The following is a 17222-nucleotide window of genomic DNA, read 5'->3' as shown; positions in this document are numbered from 1 at the left end:
AGAAAAAATGGTTACTGCGAGGGCTAGCGGATCTGCAGGGTGTGGCCATCGGCTACCCGGACTATGGCCGGTGCGCCGAAGCCGCGCTTGATTTCGCCGACGATTTCGCCCTGTTCGTTGATCACGCTCTGGGTACTGAAGGCTTTCAGCATGAGGTGGCGCGGCTGGCCGTCCACCAGCACGGCATAGCGCTGGCGCTTGCCCGAGAATAGTGCCAGTGCAGCGATGCCTAGCAGCAGCGTCAGGATGCCGCCGACCACCACGACCACCGGGGTGAGCGGATACTGTACCCGGACCAGCAGTGGTACCTGCGCACGCGAACTGCGCACTTCCTTGGGCGGCACCAGCGCTTCGGCCAGCGGATCGCCGGGGAACAGCTGCTGCATATCGGCAAGGAATTCCGGCGGCAGGGCCAGCTGCTGCCCGCTCAGATCGAGTGTCACCAGCATCGGCAGCTGCACCCGCTTGCCCATGGCGCGGATGGCCTGAGCCGACCAGGCCGACGGCACCTGTTCCAGCGGCAGCCTGAATTTCACGTCCACGGCCTGTTCCGCACCGGGCGCCAGCGCAGCCAGCCGGTCGGGGCTAACTTCAATCGGCACGCTCGGGCTGCCGGCGGCGTTCAGGCTGGCGCTCACGCTGGCATTGCTGATGGCATAGGGGTAGAACTGGTTCTGCAGCGCAGCTTTCAGGTGTACGGTGGGTACCAGCGCCGTGGCATCGACATCGAGCAGCAGGGTGCGCTGGTCACTGCCCAGCGAAGCGCGCATATTGGGCGCATCCATCAGCGCCTGCGGCACGATGCGCAGGGCATCCTGATCGACCGGTTTCAGCCGAGCTGGCGGACGGGTCAGCACGCGCGACAGCCGCCCATTGGCGAGTATCCGGCTCAGTGCCTGCGCCGCGGGTTCGCCGTAAGCCAGCGCATACACCATCAGGCCGCGCGCGTTGTACAGCTTGCCCTGCACCGGCATTTTGAGCGGGAACACCACGGTCTTGGTGATCGACGGCTCGAGGTGCAGCAGGCGGTAGAAATCGCGGTTGCGTTCGGCCGTGGCCTGATCGTTGCCGGGACTGTTGCGGTTGTTGGTGAAGATCCAGATGATGCCCGATTTGCCCTGCAGCGCACCGGTAATGGTCGCGCTGATGGCTTCCTTGAAATCCGTATCGGCCAGCGCCGGGCCATTGCCCTTGTGTGCCAGTGCCAGCGGCGCCAGCAGCCGGCCCACGCTGGCGCCATCGCCCGTGCCGAGCTGCTCCGGCGAGTGGTGGCTGCCGCTGCTCTGGCTGAATGCCAGCGTAATGATGCGGTCATCCGGTTCGGCGGCGGCGGCGGCCACGGCGGCTACCAGCGGTTTCAGCTGCGAGGCCGGATCGGCATAGAACGGTTCCATCCAGCCCGAATTCTGCACCAGAAAGGCTTGCTGGATAGCAGCCGAGGCCGGTGCCGCCAGCGTCGCCAGCAGGCCGGCCGCGAGCATCAGTGGTCGTAGCGTCTTGTTCATGAGGCGAGGTTCCAGCCATCGATGCGAGCCAGTTGCGGATGATAGGCCCAGAGTTTGCCGTGATAGGCGAACAGGCGCATATTCCAGGGCTGGGCCACCACGCCCGTATGAAAGGCGGTCTCCGTGGCGTCGTCGTCCCACACCAGCTGCAGGCGCATGCGGTCGGTGTTTTCCAGCAGTGCGGTGAGCGACTGTGTATTGCCCAGCTTGAGTCCTACCACGCCCTTGTCGCCCACTTCCAGCAAAGGAATCACGTTTTCACTGGCGGCGCCATCGTCGCCATGTTCGGGTTCTTCCCACGGGTTGTTCTTGAGTTTGCTGGCGAAACGGTAATTGATGCTACCGGAGCAGAAACGGGGCGACAGCGCGGGCTGCTGCTGTGGCTGGAGCTTGCCCAGTTCCAGATACAGGTAGTGGCCAGCCTGCTGGTCAAAGCAGAGTTGCCACAGGGTGCCGGCGGTGTCCTGATACGGACAGCCGAAACTGAATTCCGGCGTAAGCTGTGCGGGCCAGGCGATGAACTGGGCGCTGACGCTGCCATCAGCCTGCTGCTGCACATGCAGCTGGCCTTGCGCATACAGCCATACGGCCATGCGGCCATAGGCTACCGGCGTGCTGCCGGCATCGAGCCGGGCGGGAGCATTGGCCACCTTGATGCTTGCGCCGGGCTGGCCGTCTGCCGCGATCTGGGCACAGTGCAGGCTGCCATCGGCTTGCTGCAGCGGCAGCCAGACTTGCTGGTTAAAGGTGACTGGTGCACCGATGGCGGCGCCATTGCCGCTGTAGCTGACCTGATAGCGCAAGGCAGGCAGATCGACCACCAGACGGGCCAGACCCGCATCCGTACCCAGCAGCAAAGTGCTGTGGAAGCCGCTCGCCAGTTCGCAGCGCCAGCTGGCGCGCGGAATATGGGATTCGGCCAGCAGGCTGGTGCTGTTGCCTTCGATCGCTTGCCAGTGTGCGCTTTCCGGCAGCCAGACAAACAGACTGCCTTTGGCCGGGTCGAGTGCCAGCAGTACCTCGGCCGGGGTGCCGAACTGACCGGAAATAAACTGGTATTCGCCCGGTGGCGGCACCGGCAGCGTTGCGTCGGCATCGCTGTCGGCGTGGTAGCTGGCAGGGTTGGCCAGTGCCAGCGTGCGCTGCGATTTGCGCAGGCCCAGCACTTCCGAGTTACGCGCCATGGCGACGCTGCGGGCGCCGAAGGGCGGTATCCAGCCAGTTTCGGCAGCGGGGCGGGCCGGGGCGGCAAGGGGAGTGCCGTCTATGGGCGAGTAGTTAAATTCGGGCGGAAACAGGCTGCCGTCCGTACTTGCCTTGCGCATCAGCATGAAGCGGGCAAGGTCGGCTGCAGGCAGTTGTTGCGAGACGGCATAGCCTAGTTGCGTACTGACTAGCTGAAAGCCGCCACTGCTGCTATCCCAATTTCCCGTATCCAGTGGCCAGACCGTCGTATTCTCGTTATTCATCATTCATCCAGCGACCGATGCTAATACTCAATCCCGTTAATTTATATTTAAGTGTTATGTTACATATTACCGTTTTTTTAGCCCTATGGAAACTTAATGTGAGATAGCGACGCTCTGTAAATCTCACCAATTCTCACTCTGGCTGCCATAGGTAAACAGCACTTTCAGCCACGTTAACTTTGTTTGTACTTTTGAATATTAAAATCTTAATTTTCAGCCCATTTGCGTTCGCTCTAGCGTAACGGGGTGTCAGCGTGGAAAACCCGTTTCAGCTGGTGGGTGTATATTGTCGGCCATTTAATTCACGGCCTCAGCTGCATATATGTCGGTCATTTCACTTTTTATACTGCTGCTGTATTTCGCAGTGTTAATGGGCGTAGCATGGCACACGGCGCGCCATGCCAGTAACCAGAGCTTCTTTATCGGAAACAGGCGTAGTCACTGGCTGCTGGTGGCAGTCGGCATGGTGGGCACGACGCTCAGCGGAGTGACTTTTATCAGCGTGCCCGGCATGGTCGGGCGCGAAGGCTATGCTTATCTACAAGTCATGGCTGGCTATGTGGTCGGCTATGTGCTGGTCGCTGGCGTGCTGCTGCCGCTGTATTACCGCATGCAGCTTACTTCGATTTACCAGTATCTGGCGCAGCGTCTGGGACAGGGGGCTTACCTGAGCGGGGCGGGCTGCTTTATCGTGGCACGCACGCTCAGTGGTTCGGCGCGGCTGTATCTGGTGGTGAACATACTGCAGGCGACGCTGCTCGATAGTCTGCACGTGCCGTTCTGGCTCACTGCGTCAGCGATATTGCTGATGATATTGCTCTACACCTATCAGGGTGGGGTCAAGACGCTGGTGTGGACCGATACTCTGCAGACGCTGGGCATGTTGCTGGCGGTGGTGGCCTGCGTCCACTGGTTGCTGGGCCAACTTGATCTGGATGTCGCTGCGGGCTGGGCAGCACAGGAAAGCGCCGGCCTGACCCGCATGTTCAACCTCCACGTGGACAGTCCCGGCTACTTCTGGAAGCAGTTCCTCGCCGGAATCTTCATCGTGCTGGCGATGACGGGCATGGATCAGGAAATCATGCAGAAGAATATTTCGGTGGCGACCCTGCGCGACGCGCAGAAGAATATGCTGTTGCTGACCGTGGTGCTGAGCGGGGTGCTGCTGCTGTTCATGTTTCTCGGTGGCCTGCTCAGCCTGTACGCCCGTAGCGCCGGCATGGACCTGAGCGGCGACAAGCTGTTCCCGGCCGTGGTGATGCAGCATATGCCGGTCGCGCTGCAACTGCTGTTCTTCCTCGGCCTGGTGTCGGCCCTGTTCCCCAGCGCCGATGGCGCCATGACGGCACTCACGGCCAGCTTCTGCCTCGATATACTGGGCTGGCAGCGCCGCAGCGACCTGAGCGAAGCGCGCCAGCTGCGCCAGCGTCACTGCGTGCATCTGGGCTTCTGCGCGCTGTTTCTGGTGCTGGTGCTGCTGTTCCGCTGGCTCGATAATCCCAGCATGATAGGCTTGATTCTGAAGCTCACTGGCTATACCTATGGTCCTATCCTCGGCCTGTTTGCCTTCGGCCTGCTGACCACGCGCACGCTGCACCATCGCACCCGCTACGCCGTGCCGCTGGTGGCGCTGGCCGGACCGCTGCTGTGCTATCTGCTGGAACTGAATCAGGCAGCGCTGTTTGGCAGCTACCGCATGGGGCTGGAGCTACTGATCGTCAACGGACTGCTGGTTTTTGCCGGGCTCTGGGCGATTTCCCGCCCGGCGCGCTAAGGACAGCATACAATGGCGTACTTGTTAATTTCGCAATCGACTGGAGCTTGAATGAGTAAGTCCCCGTTTTCCTGGCTGCGTAGTGGCTTTGTATGGTTCTGGCATGCGCTCGATACGGGCCGCCGCACCGTACTCAATCTGCTGTTCCTGCTGGTGCTGATCGTGCTGGCCATCGCAATCTTCGGTGGCGGCGCCAAGTCGCTCGGCCCGAAAACCACGCTGGTGCTGAATCTGAAAGGCCATCTGGTCGAGCAGGCCAGCGGCAATGCGCGCGAGGCGCTGATGAATAGCGTGAGCGGCAGCGATAACCGCAAGACGCTGCAGCTGCGCGATGTGCTGAGCGTGCTGGACGCGGCGGCCAAGGATGCCAATATTACGGCTGCGGTGCTGCTGACCGATGAAATGGATGGCGGTGGTCAGGCCATCCTGCGCGAGGTGGCCGCCGCACTGGACCGCTTCAAGGCCAGCGGCAAGCCGGTAGTGGCCTGGGGTTCCAGCTACGACCAGCGCCAGTACCTGCTGGCGGCGCATGCCTCGGAAGTGTATGTGCATCCGATGGGGATGGTGATGCTGGAAGGCTTTGGCCGCTACCGCAACTACTACCGCGATGCGCTCGACAAGCTGGGTGTGACGGTCAACCTGATGCGGGTAGGTACCTACAAGAGCTTTGCCGAGCCGTTTATCGCCAACGGTCCTTCCGATGCCGCCGCCGAAGCCGAGGCTTATCTGAACAACGGTCTGTGGTCGGACTACACGGCGGAAGTGGAAAAAGCCCGCAAGCTGGAGCAGGGCGCCGTGATGAAGACCATTAATGATCTGCCAGCGCTGGTAGCGCAGCAGCAGGGCGATCTGGCCAAAGTGACGCTGGAAGCAAAGCTGGTGGATGGCCTCAAGACCCGCGACGAAGTGCGCGCCATGATGGTCAAGCGCGGTGCGCCCGACGCTGCCGGCAAGAGCTTCCGCCAGATCGGCTTCGACGATTATCTGGCGCGCATCCATCCCAAGCTGACGGGCGATGCGGTCGGTGTGGTGGTGGCGCAGGGCGAAATCAGCGATGGCACGGCCAGTGCTGGTTCCATCGGCGGCGACTCCACCTCCAAGCTGATCCGCGCTGCACGCGAGGACGACAGCATCAAGGCGGTGGTGCTGCGCGTCGATTCGCCGGGCGGCAGTGCGTTTGCCTCCGAAGTGATACGGCGCGAGCTGGAACTGACCCGCGCGGCCGGCAAGCCGGTGGTGGTCTCGATGGGCAATGTGGCCGCATCCGGCGGCTACTGGATCTCGATGGCGGCCGATGAAGTGATTGCCGCGCCGACCACGATTACCGGTTCGATCGGGGTGTTCGCCATCCTGCCGACGGCCGACGAGGTGATCGACAAGCTGGGCATCCACACGGCCGGCAAGCCGACCACGTGGCTGGGCGATGCTACCAACCCCTTGCGCCCGCTCGATCCGCGCTTCGGTCAGGTGATACAGGGCAGCATCAACCATATCTATGCCGACTTTATCGGCCGTGCCGCCAAGGCGCGCAAAACCACGCCGGAAAAAATCGACGCCGTGGCACAAGGCCGCGTGTGGACCGGCCAGCAGGCCAAGGAGCGGGGTCTGGTGGACCGTCTGGGCACGTATGGCGATGCGCTGAAAGCTGCCGCCAGCCGCGCCAAGCTGGAGGACTATCGCGTGGTGTACATGGAACCGGAAGTGAGCAAGGTAGACCGGATTATCGGCCTGCTGGGCGGCTCCGCTGCACAGGCGGTGGCGCAATCCATGGCCCAGTCGCTGGGCGTGCAGTGGAAGCTGGGCGTGGGCCTCAATACTGGCCTGCCGGCGACGGCAGCCAACGGCATTGCGCAGGATCTGGGCTGGCTGGCCGAGCTGACGGCAGCGCACAAGCCGTTCACGGCGGTGACCCACTGTCTGTGCGAATCGCCCTGATACTGCAGGAACTGCGCTAGCCGGCTTTCAGCGGCAGCGTGATCAGGAAGGCGCTGCGGCCATCGTCGAGACGGATGCAGCGCGCTTCGCCGCCGTGGCGGCGGGCGATCTGCCGCACCAGCGCCAGGCCCAGACCTGCGCCATGATGGTCGCGCGTGCCCTGGCGACGATAAAACGGTTCGAATACCCGCTCCGCTTCGGATGCCGGCACGCCGGCGCCGCCATCGGACACCGTCAGACGGGCCTGCCCGTCGGCGCAGCAGATGTCAAGTCTGGTGGGCGGCGCGCCGTGGCGGCGGGCATTCTCCAGCAGGTTGCGCAGCAAGCGGCGCAGCAGGCGCGCATCGCCATCGAGCAGCGCACTTGCGCCATCGAGCTCCGCCTCGTCGTAGTGGGCGCATTCCTCCGCGGCCAGTGCCAGCAGATCGACTTCTTCCAGTCTTACTTCGGCGTTGACGGCATCGAGCCGGCTGGCCAGCAGTATTTCATCGAGCAGGGCGTTGAGTTCGCGGATATCCTGTTCCAGTCCTGCGCGGCGCTTTGGGTCGACGTCGTCCTGCATCAGTTCCAGCGCTAGCCGGATGCGTGCCAGCGGCGTGCGCAGTTCATGCGAGGCATTGGCCAGCAGTGTCTTGTGGGCGCCCACCAGCTGTTCGATCTGGTCGGCGGCACGGTTGAAGCTGCGCGCCAGCTGGGCTACTTCATCCTTGCCTTCCACCGCCACCCGCGCGCCCAGATTGCCGGCGCCGAGCGCCTCCACGCCCTGCTGCAGCCGCTCCAGCCGTTTGGTCAGATGGCGCACCAGCGGGAAGGCGGCAATGCCTATGCCTAGCGCCACCAGCAGCAGGGCATTGTGCAGCATGGCTTTGGGCCGGGTGAAACCGAGCGGCACGCTGGATAGCAGGCGGCGGCCATCGGGCAGGCGCAGAAACGATTCCGGCGGCGGGCCGCGCAGGTCGCGCTGGCGCCAGCGGTGCGGCGGAATCTGCTGGCCCACCACGGCCAGCACCTGCCAGTCGCGCCCGTAGAGGGTGAGGTCGGCATTCAGGCCGGCCGCCATGTGTTCCAGCGCGGCCTGCTGCTGCTCCGGCGGCGCCTCGGCACTGGCCAGTGCATTCTGCATCACTTGCGCCAGTGTGCTGTTGGAGCGCTCCAGCGGCCCGCCGCTGCGGTGCCAGACCAGCATGACGGCCAGTGCGAAGATCACCAGCGTGACCAGCAGCGCGACATAGAAGCGGATGTACAGGCGCGGCAAGCCCCAGTGCCAGCGCGGGCCTGACCGTGGCGTTTCCATCAGTCCTGCACCTTGGCGAACAGATAGCCGCTGCCGCGTACGGTGATGATACGGCGCGGTTTTTTCGGATCTTCTTCGACGGCAGCGCGGATGCGCGACATGTGTACATCGATAGAACGGTCGAACGCTTCCAGCGGTTCGCCCTTGAGTAGTTCCATCAGGCTGTCGCGCGACAGTACGCGGCCTGCATGGCGGGCCAGCACCAGCAGCAGATCGAACTGGTAAGCCGTCAGTTCGCAGGGCTGGCCGTCGAGCCGGGCAGTGTGGGCGGCGGGATCGATTTCGAGGCGGCCAAAGCGTAGCAGCTCCGCGCCGGGTGCGGCCGGCAGGCCGGGCTGGTGGCGGTGTTCGCCGCGCCGGCGCAGGATGGCGCGCAGGCGCGCCAGCAGTTCGCGCGGTTCGAAAGGTTTGGGCAGGTAATCGTCGGCACCGAGTTCGAGCCCGATGATGCGGTCGATGGCATCGCCGCGTGCAGTCAGCATCAGCACCGGCACGTCGGAGCTGCTGCGCAGCTGGCGGCACACTTCCAGCCCATCCATATCGGGCAGCATCAGATCAAGTATGACGGCGTCCACATCGCCCGCCAGCATGGCGTTTAGGGCGGCGCGTCCGCTGGCGGCGTGGCTAACGCGAAAAGCCGCCTGCGCCAGATACTCGGTGAGCATCTCGGCGAGGCGGGGATCATCCTCAACCAGCAGGATGTGATCGGGATCGGCGGCAGAGTTCATGCGTCTCATTCTACGTTTGCCTTGCGCCCCGTACAAGCTTGCGCAGGGCGGCAAGGCAGGCCGGCTTAGCCGCCGTGATGACGGCGCTCGTGCATCTTGTCCAGACGCTCGGCCAGTTTCTGACGCTGGGCTGGCGTCAGATTGTCGCCGATATCGGCCAGCAGCTTGACCACCCGTACCGATGCCTTGTCGGCCAGCGCAATGCCGCTGGCGCGGGCTTTTTCCAGCTCGGCGCGGTTGATGGTAGGGGCGGCCAGCAGGCTGGTGACCTGTTTATGGATCTGGAACAGCTGCTCGTGCATGGGCTTCAGGTCGTCCATGGCGGCTTTCACCAGCGGATCGATCTTGGCTTTCTGCGCGTCGGTGGCGTCCGCTTCCACATACAGATGCTTGAGCATGCGCTCCATGTGGTCGCCGGCGGCCATGGCCGGTCCGTGGCCGCCCATGTGGCGTTCGACAGCAAAAGCGCCCAGGCCGACGGTCAGGGTAGTCCCCAGCAGGAAGGCGGCAATGGTCTGGCGGTTAAAGATACTCATGTTCTCTCCTCATTCGGGTAATCGGGAAACGACAGGAACAGTGTGCGCCGCCTGTGTGTATCGGGCATGTCGGAATGGTAAAGATATGTAAAGCAGTGGTTGGAAATTGTGAGCAAAGTCCTTGATTTGTAGCGAGTTTGTATCGGCAGGGGCATGCTGTCACACAGAGGAATTTTGCTGTGCTAGAGTCCTCGCATCGATCGCCATGGCGGCTTTGCCATGGTCACGCACGCCAATCAAGGACATCAATGGATACCCAGAACAAGACCGTAACTCAGGAAACACCAGCGCGCCGTTCGCGCCTGCTGGGCAGTGTCATCGCTGTCGCTGCCATGGCAGGGCTGGGCGGGCTGGCGTGGTATCTGACTCATCAGCCGGCGGCCGCACCGGCCGGTGCGCCCGGTGCGGCGGTGCCGGGCGGTCCTGCAGGGGCCAGTGGCCCCGGCGGCGGGCGGCGTGGCTCGGTCACCACGGTAGGCGTGGCGACGGCAGAGCAGGCCGATCTGCCGGTGACGCTGGAAGCGCTGGGCACGGTAACGGCCGCCGCCACTACCACCGTGCGGGCACAGGTCTCCGGCATACTGCAGCAAGTGCTGTTCAAGGAAGGCCAGATGGTGAAAGCAGGGCAGGTGCTGGCGCAGATCGATCCGCGCCAGTTCGATATGGCTTTGCTGCAGGCTTCCGGCCAGCGTCAGCGTGACGAGGCCCAGCTGGAAAACGCTAGGCTGACGCTGAACCGCTACCGCACCCTGCTGGGACAGGACTCGATCGCACGGCAGGATGTGGATACGCAGGCGGCGCTGGTCAAGCAGCTGGAAGGCACGGTCATGACGGACCGCGCGCAGGAAGGTACGGCGCGTCTGAATCTGGGCTACACCAAGGTGGTGGCGCCGATTACGGGGCGGGTTGGCCTGCGCGTAGTCGATGTGGGCAATCTGGTGGGCGCTAGCGATGCGGGCGGCATCGCCGTGATTACCCAGCTCTCGCCTATCGACGTGGAATTCTCCGTACCGCAGGATAGCGTGCCGGCCCTGATGCAGCAGGTGAACAGCGGCGCCAGTCTGGCTGCCGTGGCGCTCGACCGCACCCGCACCAATGTGCTCGAAAACGGCAAGTTCTCGGCCATGGATAATCAGGTTGATGTGCAGACCGGTACGGTGAAGGCCAAGGCGCGCTTTGCCAATACCAAGTCGGCGCTATTCCCTAGCCAGTTCGTTAATCTGCGCTTGGAGCTGCGCACTATCAAGGATGCCGTGATGGTGCCGGTGACGGCGGTGCGCCATGGCACGAACGGCGATTTCGTGTATGTACTCAAAGCCGACAAGACCGTGACGGTGCGGCCTATCACGCGTGGCCACTCCACTGCCGAGAAGGTGCAGATCGCCAGCGGCCTGCAGGCGGGCGAACAGGTGATTACCGAAGGCGCCGACCGTCTGAAGGAGGGGGCCAAAGTCACGCTGCCCGGTGGCGGTGGCCAGCGTGGCAGCGCAGGTGGACACGCTGCCAGCGCCAGCGCGGCCGCAGGCGCGGAGGCAGCATCGGGGCAGGGCGAGCGCCGGCATCGTAAAGATCAGGGCGCAGCACAATAATGAGTCCGTCCGCTCCCTTTATCAAACGACCGGTAGCGACTTCGCTACTGATGCTGGCCATTGTGCTGGCTGGCTTTGTCGGGTTTAAATTCCTGCCCCTGTCGGCGCTGCCGCAGGTGGATTTCCCCACCATACAGGTACAGACGCTGTATCCGGGCGGTAGTCCCGAAGTGATGGGCCAGACCGTGACGGCGCCGCTGGAACGCCAGTTCGGCCAGATGGCCGGACTGCAGCGCATGAGTTCTACCAGTGCAGCCGGTGTTTCCATTGTCACGCTGCAGTTCGGGCTGGGCCAGACGCTGGATGTGGCCGAGCAGGAAGTGCAGGCCGCGATCAACGCTGCCGCTTCGCTGCTGCCGACCGATCTGCCGGCGCCGCCAGTGTATGCCAAGGTCAATCCGGCCGATGCGCCGGTGCTGACGCTGGCCATTACCTCGGACACCATGCCGCTGACGGAAGTGCAGAATGTGGTCAATACCCGGCTGGCGCTGAAAATCTCGCAGGTTTCCGGCGTGGGGCTGGTCACCCTGAGCGGTGGCCAGCGTCCGGCTGTGCGCATACAGGCCGATACCAATGCGCTGGCATCTTACGGCTTAGGGCTCGATACCTTGCGCACGGCGATTACGGCGGCCAATGCCAATGGCGCCAAAGGCAGCTTCGACGGCCCGACCCGTGCCTACAGCATCAACGCCAACGACCAGCTGGTGACGGCGAGGGACTACAAGGAGCTGATTCTCGCCTACAAGAACGGCGCGCCGGTGCGTCTGAACGATGTGGCGACAGTGAAGGACAGCGCGGAAAACGTGGAGCTGGGCGCTTGGTCAGGCAATGGTCAGACCTTGCGCCAGGCGATTATCCTGAATGTGCAGCGCCAGCCCGGTGCTAACGTGATTGCGACGGTAGATGCCATCAAGGCGCGCCTGCCGGAACTGCAGGCCGGGCTGCCCGCGGCCATGAAGGTGGAGGTGCTGAGCGACCGTACCACCGGCATCCGCGCTTCGGTCGAGCATGTGGAGCAGGAACTGCTGCTGGCGGTGGTGCTGGTGGTGCTGGTGATCTTCGCCTTCCTGCATAGCCTGCGGGCGACGGTGATCGCCAGCCTGTCCGTGCCGATTTCGCTGATCGGCACCTGCGGCATCATGTATCTGCTGGGGTATAGCCTGAATAATCTGTCGCTGATGGCGCTGACCATCGCTACCGGCTTTGTGGTCGATGACGCCATCGTGATGATCGAGAATATCTCGCGCTACATCGAAGAAGGCGAGACGCCCATGGCCGCAGCGCTCAAGGGTGCGGCGCAGATCGGCTTTACCATCATTTCGCTGACCGTTTCGCTGATTGCCGTGCTGATCCCGCTGCTGTTCATGGGCGATGTGGTGGGGCGGCTGTTCCGCGAGTTCGCCATTTCGCTGGCCATCACCATCCTGATTTCGGCGCTGGTGTCGCTGACGCTGGTGCCGATGATGTCGGCACGCTGGCTGAAAAACCATGCAGAAGAAACCCCTAACCGCTTTGCGCAGCGCTTCCAGCAGTTCTTCGACGACGTGATCGCCCATTACGACCGCGCGCTGGTCTGGGTGCTCGACCACAGCAGCCTGACCCTGCTGGTGGCATTGGGCACGCTGATGCTGACGGTGCTGCTGTATGTGGTGATCCCGAAAGGGCTGTTCCCTACGCAGGATACGGGCCAGTTGCAGGCGCGGCTGGAAACGGGCAAGGCGGTTTCCTATGCCCGCATGGCCGAGCTGCAGCAGCAGGCTGCGCGGCTGATACTGGAAGATCCGGATGTGGCCACGCTCAGCTCCGTGGTAGGGGTGGATGCGGCGAATAACACCATGCTGCATACGGGCAGCATGCTGATCAATCTGAAGCACGAACGCAGCGGCCACCAGCAGCAGACCATGGACAGGCTGCGCCAGCGCATCGCGCAGATACCGGGCCTGACCCTGTATCTGCAGCCGACGCAGGACCTGACCATCGATGCGGAAACCGGGCCGACCCAGTTCCGCGTGTCGGTGGAAGGGGCCGACAACGCCAGCGTGAACCAGTGGGCCATCAGACTGGCAGAGCAGATGCGTACCAAGGCGGAACTGCGCAATGTGGTGTCGGACGTGGGCGCCAGTGCCAATGCGGCCTACGTTACCGTGGACCGCGATAGTGCTTCGCGCATGTCGATCACGGCGGCTTCGATCGATGATGCGCTGTACAGCGCCTTCGGCCAGCGCATCGTCTCCACCATATTCACGGAAACCAACCAGTATCGCGTGATTCTGGAAGCACGGCGCGACGACATTGCCACGCCGGCCGATCTGGGCAATCTGCAAGTGCGCACCGGCTCCGGCAAAGCGACGCCGCTGTCGGCGGTAGCCACCATCAGCGAACGTGCGGCCCCGCTGCAGGTAACCCACGTGGCGCAGTATCCGGCCACTACGCTGGGCTTCGATACGGCAGCCGGGGTGTCGCTGGGCACGGCGGTGGACAGCATCCGTCAGGCCGCGCGCGAAATCGGCTTCCCGCCATCCGTCACGCTGACCTTCCTCGGCGCGTCCGGTGCCTATCAGGCTTCGCTGTCCAACCAGCTGTGGCTGATTCTGGCTGCCGTGGTGTGCGTGTACATCGTGCTCGGTGTACTGTACGAGAGCTATATCCATCCGCTGACCATCCTGTCGACCCTGCCGTCGGCCGGTGTGGGCGCGCTACTGGCGCTGCTGGTGAGCGGACAGGATCTCGGTGTCATCGGCATCATCGGCATTATTCTCCTGATCGGTATCGTCAAGAAGAACGCCATCATGATGATAGACTTTGCCATCGAGGCCGAGCGCGAGGAGGGCAAGGCCCCACGCGCTGCCATTCATCAGGCGGCGCTGCTGCGTTTCCGGCCGATTCTGATGACCACGCTGGCCGCGCTGTTTGCTGCCGTGCCGCTGATGCTGGGCTGGGGCGAGGGCGCCGAACTGCGCCGTCCGCTGGGTCTGGCCATCTTCGGTGGCCTGATCGTGAGCCAGTTGCTGACCCTGTTTACCACGCCGGTGATCTATCTGGGCTTCGACAGTCTGGCGCGCCGCTTTGGCCGCGGCAAGGCAGTCTTGCCTGAAGGTGGTGCGTCGTGAATCTGTCCTCGCCTTTCGTCAAACGGCCGATTGCCACCGTTCTGCTGACCTGCGGGCTGGCGCTGGCGGGCATAGGTGCTTTCTTCGTGCTGCCGGTAGCGCCGCTGCCGCAGGTGGACTTCCCCGTGATTTCGGTGAATGCCAATCTGCCCGGCGCCAGTCCGGCCACCATGGCGTCCAGCGTATCGACGCCGCTGGAGCGGCATCTGGGCGTGATCGCCGGCGTCAACGAAATGACCTCGCAATCGAATACGGGATCGTCCAGCGTCACCCTGCAGTTTGACCTGAACCGCAATGTGGACGCGGTGGCGCGCGAGGTGCAGGCCGCGATCAATGCCAGCCGTGTCGATCTGCCCGCCACCCTGCGCAGCAACCCTACCTATCGCAAGGCCAATACTTCCGGCATGCCGGTGATGATACTGGCGCTGACTTCCAGAACCAAGACGCCAGGCCAGATATTCGACGCCGTTTCCAATACCGTGCTGCAGCGCCTGTCGCAAGTGACCGGGGTGGGCGACGTGGAACTGGGCGGCAGTTCTCTGCCGGCCGTGCGGGTGGAGCTGAACCCGTATGCACTGAACCGCTACGGCCTGTCGATGGAAGACGTGCGGGCAGCGATACAGGCCACCAACGCCAATCGTCCGCGCGGCGCCCTGCAGGGAAATGGCCGCCGTTTGCAGATCTATACCGAGTCCGCCCATGCCACCGGCGGCCGCAGCGCGGCCGATTACCGCAATCTGGTGGTGGGCTGGCGCAATGACACGGCGATCCGCCTGCAGGATGTGGCGGAAGTCGTCGATGGCGTGGAAGACCAGAACAATCTGGGCCTGTTCAACGGCCAGCCGGCGATTGTGGTGATTCTGCGTTCGCAGGCTGGCGCCAATGTGATCGAGACGGTCGACAGCGTGCGCGCGCAGTTGCCGCTGTTGCAGGCACAACTGCCCTCGGACGTGAAGATCGAGGTGGCATCCGACAGCACCAATTCGATCCGTTCCTCGCTGCACGAGATCGAAATCACGCTGGTGATCTCGGTGCTGCTGGTGGTGTTCGTGGTGAGCGTGTTCCTGCGCAGCCTGCGCGCTACCATCGTGCCTGCGGTGGCGACCGTGGTGTCGCTGCTGGGGACGTTCGGCGTGATGTATCTGCTGGGTTTCAGCCTGAATAATCTGTCGCTGATGGCGCTGACGGTGGCCACCGGCTTCGTGGTCGACGATGCCATCGTGGTGCTGGAAAATACCACGCGCCATATCGAAGCAGGCATGGACCGTTTCAAGGCCGCGCTGCTGGGGGCGCGCGAAGTGGGCTTTACCGTGCTCTCCATCAGTCTGTCGCTGATCGCCGTGTTCATTCCGCTGCTGTTCATGGGCGGCCAGTTCGGCGCACTGTTCAAGGAGTTTGCCATTACGCTGTCGGCGGCAGTGATGATTTCGCTGGTGGTGTCGCTGACCACCACGCCGATGATGTGCGCATGGCTGCTCAAGCCGGGTCATACCCACGCCGGTCCGCCGGGGCCGATAGCGCGCTTCTTCGAACGGGGCTTTAACGCCGTCCTGAAAGGCTACGAACATAGTCTGGACTGGGCGCTGTCCAGCGTGTGGCTGGTGATGCTGAGTCTGGTGTTCGTGATCGGCCTGAACTTCTACCTGTTTGCCGCCATCCCCAAAGGCGGCTTCCCGCAGCAGGACACGGGGCAGATCAGCGGCGGCATCCGTGCCGACCAGAGCATTTCCTTCCAGGCCATGCAGGGTAAGCTCAAGCAGCTGGTCAACATCATTAAGGACGATCCGGATGTCGCCACAGTGGTGGGCTTTACGGGCGGACGGCGTGCCGGTGGCGGTTTCATGTTCATCAACCTCAAGCCGGCCAACCAGCGCACGGTGGCCGGGCAGGCCGTGATTGCCCGCCTGCGTCCCAAGCTGGCCAAGGTGACGGGCGTGAGCCTGTTCCTCAGTCCAGTGCAGGATCTGCGCGCAGGCGGGCGGCAGGCCAACGCCAATTACCAGTACACGCTGAAGAGCGATAATCAGGCCGACCTGAAAAAATGGGCCAGCCGCCTGGCCGAGGCCATGAAAACCCAGCCCGCGCTGACCGATGTGGATACCGATCAGGCGGAAAATGGCGTGGAGACTTTTGTCAGTATCGACAAGGCCAGTGCCTCGCGTCTGGGCCTGTCTGCCAGAGATATCGACAATGCCCTGTACAACAGCTTCGGCCAGCGTCAGGTGGCCACTATCTACAGTGAGCTGAACCAGTATCACGTCATCATGGAAGTGCCGCGCGAATACGCCAGAAGTCCGGAAGCGCTGAAAGATGTGTATGTACCATCCAAAGGTCTGCCCGCGCCGAGCGCCAGCAATCCTAACGGCGCGCCGGTGGCGCAGACGGTAACCACCAGCGCTGGCGGCAAAACCACCACTACAGCTAGCACCACGCCGGCCAATGTAGCGGCTCCGGCGGTCAAGGACGCTTCATCCGGCTCTGCGCTCAGCACCAAGGCCACTACCATGGTGCCGCTGTCGGCCATTGCCACCTTTGTCGAAGGTTCGACCGCTACCGCCGTCAACCATCAGGACGGCGAACTGGCTACCACCATTGCCTTCAATCTGCAGGCGGGCAAAAGCCTGTCCGATGCGGCGGCGCAGATCAAGGATGCGGAAGCGGAAATCGGCATGCCGAACAATGTGCGCGGCAGCTTCCAGGGTTCGGCCAAGGCGGCGCAGGACAGTAACAAGTCCCTGCCATTGCTAATACTTGCCGCCGTGGTCGTGATCTACATCGTGCTGGGCATACTCTACGAGAGTCTGGTGCATCCCGTGACGGTGCTGACCACCTTGCCATCGGCAGGCGTGGGCGCCGTGCTGGCGCTGCTGATTTTTAAAATGGAGTTCTCGACGATTTCGCTGATCGGCATCTTCCTGCTGATCGGTATCGTCAAGAAGAACGCCATTCTGATCATCGATTTTGCGCTTGAAGCCGAGCGCTCGCGTGGCCTGACGCCGCGTGCAGCGGTGCGCGAAGCCTGTGTGCTGCGCTTCCGTCCTATTCTGATGACGACGCTGGCTGCCGCACTCGGTGCGCTGCCGCTGGCCATCGGCTTTGGCGAAGGCTCCGAGCTGCGCCAGCCGCTGGGCGTGGCGATTATCGGTGGGCTGATCGCCAGCCAGATACTGACTCTGCTGACCACACCCGTGGTCTATCTCCTGATGGATAAGCTGCGCCGCCGCAGCCCGTCCGAACAACACCTGAGCCGCCTGCATGATGCGGCGCCGGGCACACCATGAG

Annotated in this window: 10 protein-coding genes; 5 read left to right on the top strand and 5 right to left on the bottom strand. The window is 63.2% G+C overall.

What is annotated here, in order from left to right:
- Window positions 1–23: 23 nt before the first annotated feature.
- Window positions 24–1505, bottom strand: coding sequence for a hypothetical protein (locus GTP27_RS16020; RefSeq protein WP_229634004.1), 1482 nt, complete (start codon window positions 1503–1505; stop codon window positions 24–26).
- Window positions 1502–2974, bottom strand: a complete 1473-nt coding sequence (locus GTP27_RS16015; RefSeq protein ID WP_161040176.1) for a hypothetical protein — start codon at window positions 2972–2974, stop codon at window positions 1502–1504. The genes GTP27_RS16020 and GTP27_RS16015 overlap by 4 nt, the downstream gene beginning before the upstream one ends.
- A gap of 370 nt (window positions 2975–3344) precedes the next feature.
- Between GTP27_RS16015 and GTP27_RS16010 the strand changes: the two genes are divergently transcribed.
- Entirely contained in the window at window positions 3345–4748 is a 1404-nt protein-coding gene (locus GTP27_RS16010) for a sodium:solute symporter (protein ID WP_308495297.1), read from the top strand.
- Window positions 4749–4799: 51 nt separating this feature from the next.
- On the top strand, window positions 4800–6683 hold the full coding sequence (gene sppA, locus GTP27_RS16005; protein ID WP_161040174.1) for a signal peptide peptidase SppA: 1884 nt from the start codon (window positions 4800–4802) through the stop codon (window positions 6681–6683).
- Between the two features lie 16 nt (window positions 6684–6699).
- Here the strand turns inward: sppA and GTP27_RS16000 are convergent, their stop codons facing one another.
- The 3 genes from GTP27_RS16000 to GTP27_RS15990 all read right to left on the bottom strand — a co-directional run bounded on the left by GTP27_RS16000 (window position 6700) and on the right by GTP27_RS15990 (window position 9241).
- Entirely contained in the window at window positions 6700–7977 is a 1278-nt protein-coding gene (locus GTP27_RS16000; protein ID WP_161040173.1) for an ATP-binding protein, read from the bottom strand.
- Window positions 7977–8705 carry a response regulator gene (locus GTP27_RS15995; RefSeq protein WP_161040172.1) on the bottom strand — a complete coding sequence of 243 codons (729 nt, stop codon included), beginning with the start codon at window positions 8703–8705 and terminating at the stop codon, window positions 7977–7979. Before GTP27_RS15995 ends, GTP27_RS16000 begins: the two co-directional genes overlap by 1 nt.
- 65 nt (window positions 8706–8770) lie before the next feature.
- Window positions 8771–9241 carry a Spy/CpxP family protein refolding chaperone gene (locus GTP27_RS15990; protein ID WP_161040171.1) on the bottom strand — a complete coding sequence of 157 codons (471 nt, stop codon included), beginning with the start codon at window positions 9239–9241 and terminating at the stop codon, window positions 8771–8773.
- A 248-nt stretch (window positions 9242–9489) separates the two neighbouring features.
- On the opposite strand from GTP27_RS15990, the gene GTP27_RS15985 reads away from it, so the two are divergent.
- Genes GTP27_RS15985 through GTP27_RS15975 form a run of 3 tightly spaced genes read left to right on the top strand, consistent with a single transcriptional unit; the run spans window position 9490 to window position 17221 of the window.
- Window positions 9490–10830: an efflux RND transporter periplasmic adaptor subunit gene (locus GTP27_RS15985; protein ID WP_161040170.1), complete on the top strand. Its 1341-nt coding sequence runs from the start codon at window positions 9490–9492 to the stop codon at window positions 10828–10830.
- The gene (locus tag GTP27_RS15980) at window positions 10830–13940 is read left to right on the top strand and encodes an efflux RND transporter permease subunit (protein WP_161040169.1); all 3111 of its coding nucleotides are present in this window, start codon (window positions 10830–10832) and stop codon (window positions 13938–13940) included. The genes GTP27_RS15985 and GTP27_RS15980 overlap by 1 nt, the downstream gene beginning before the upstream one ends.
- Window positions 13937–17221 (top strand): efflux RND transporter permease subunit, encoded by a 3285-nt coding sequence (locus tag GTP27_RS15975; RefSeq protein ID WP_161040168.1) that lies wholly within the window; start codon window positions 13937–13939, stop codon window positions 17219–17221. Before GTP27_RS15980 ends, GTP27_RS15975 begins: the two co-directional genes overlap by 4 nt.
- Window position 17222: the final 1 nt, after the last annotated feature.

It is taken from the genome of Duganella qianjiadongensis, from assembly GCF_009857915.1.
Classification (GTDB): Bacteria; Pseudomonadota; Gammaproteobacteria; order Burkholderiales; family Burkholderiaceae_D; genus Rugamonas; species Rugamonas qianjiadongensis.
Note: the sequence above shows the minus strand (reverse complement) of the source record. Positions and strands in the feature narration are given on the sequence as shown.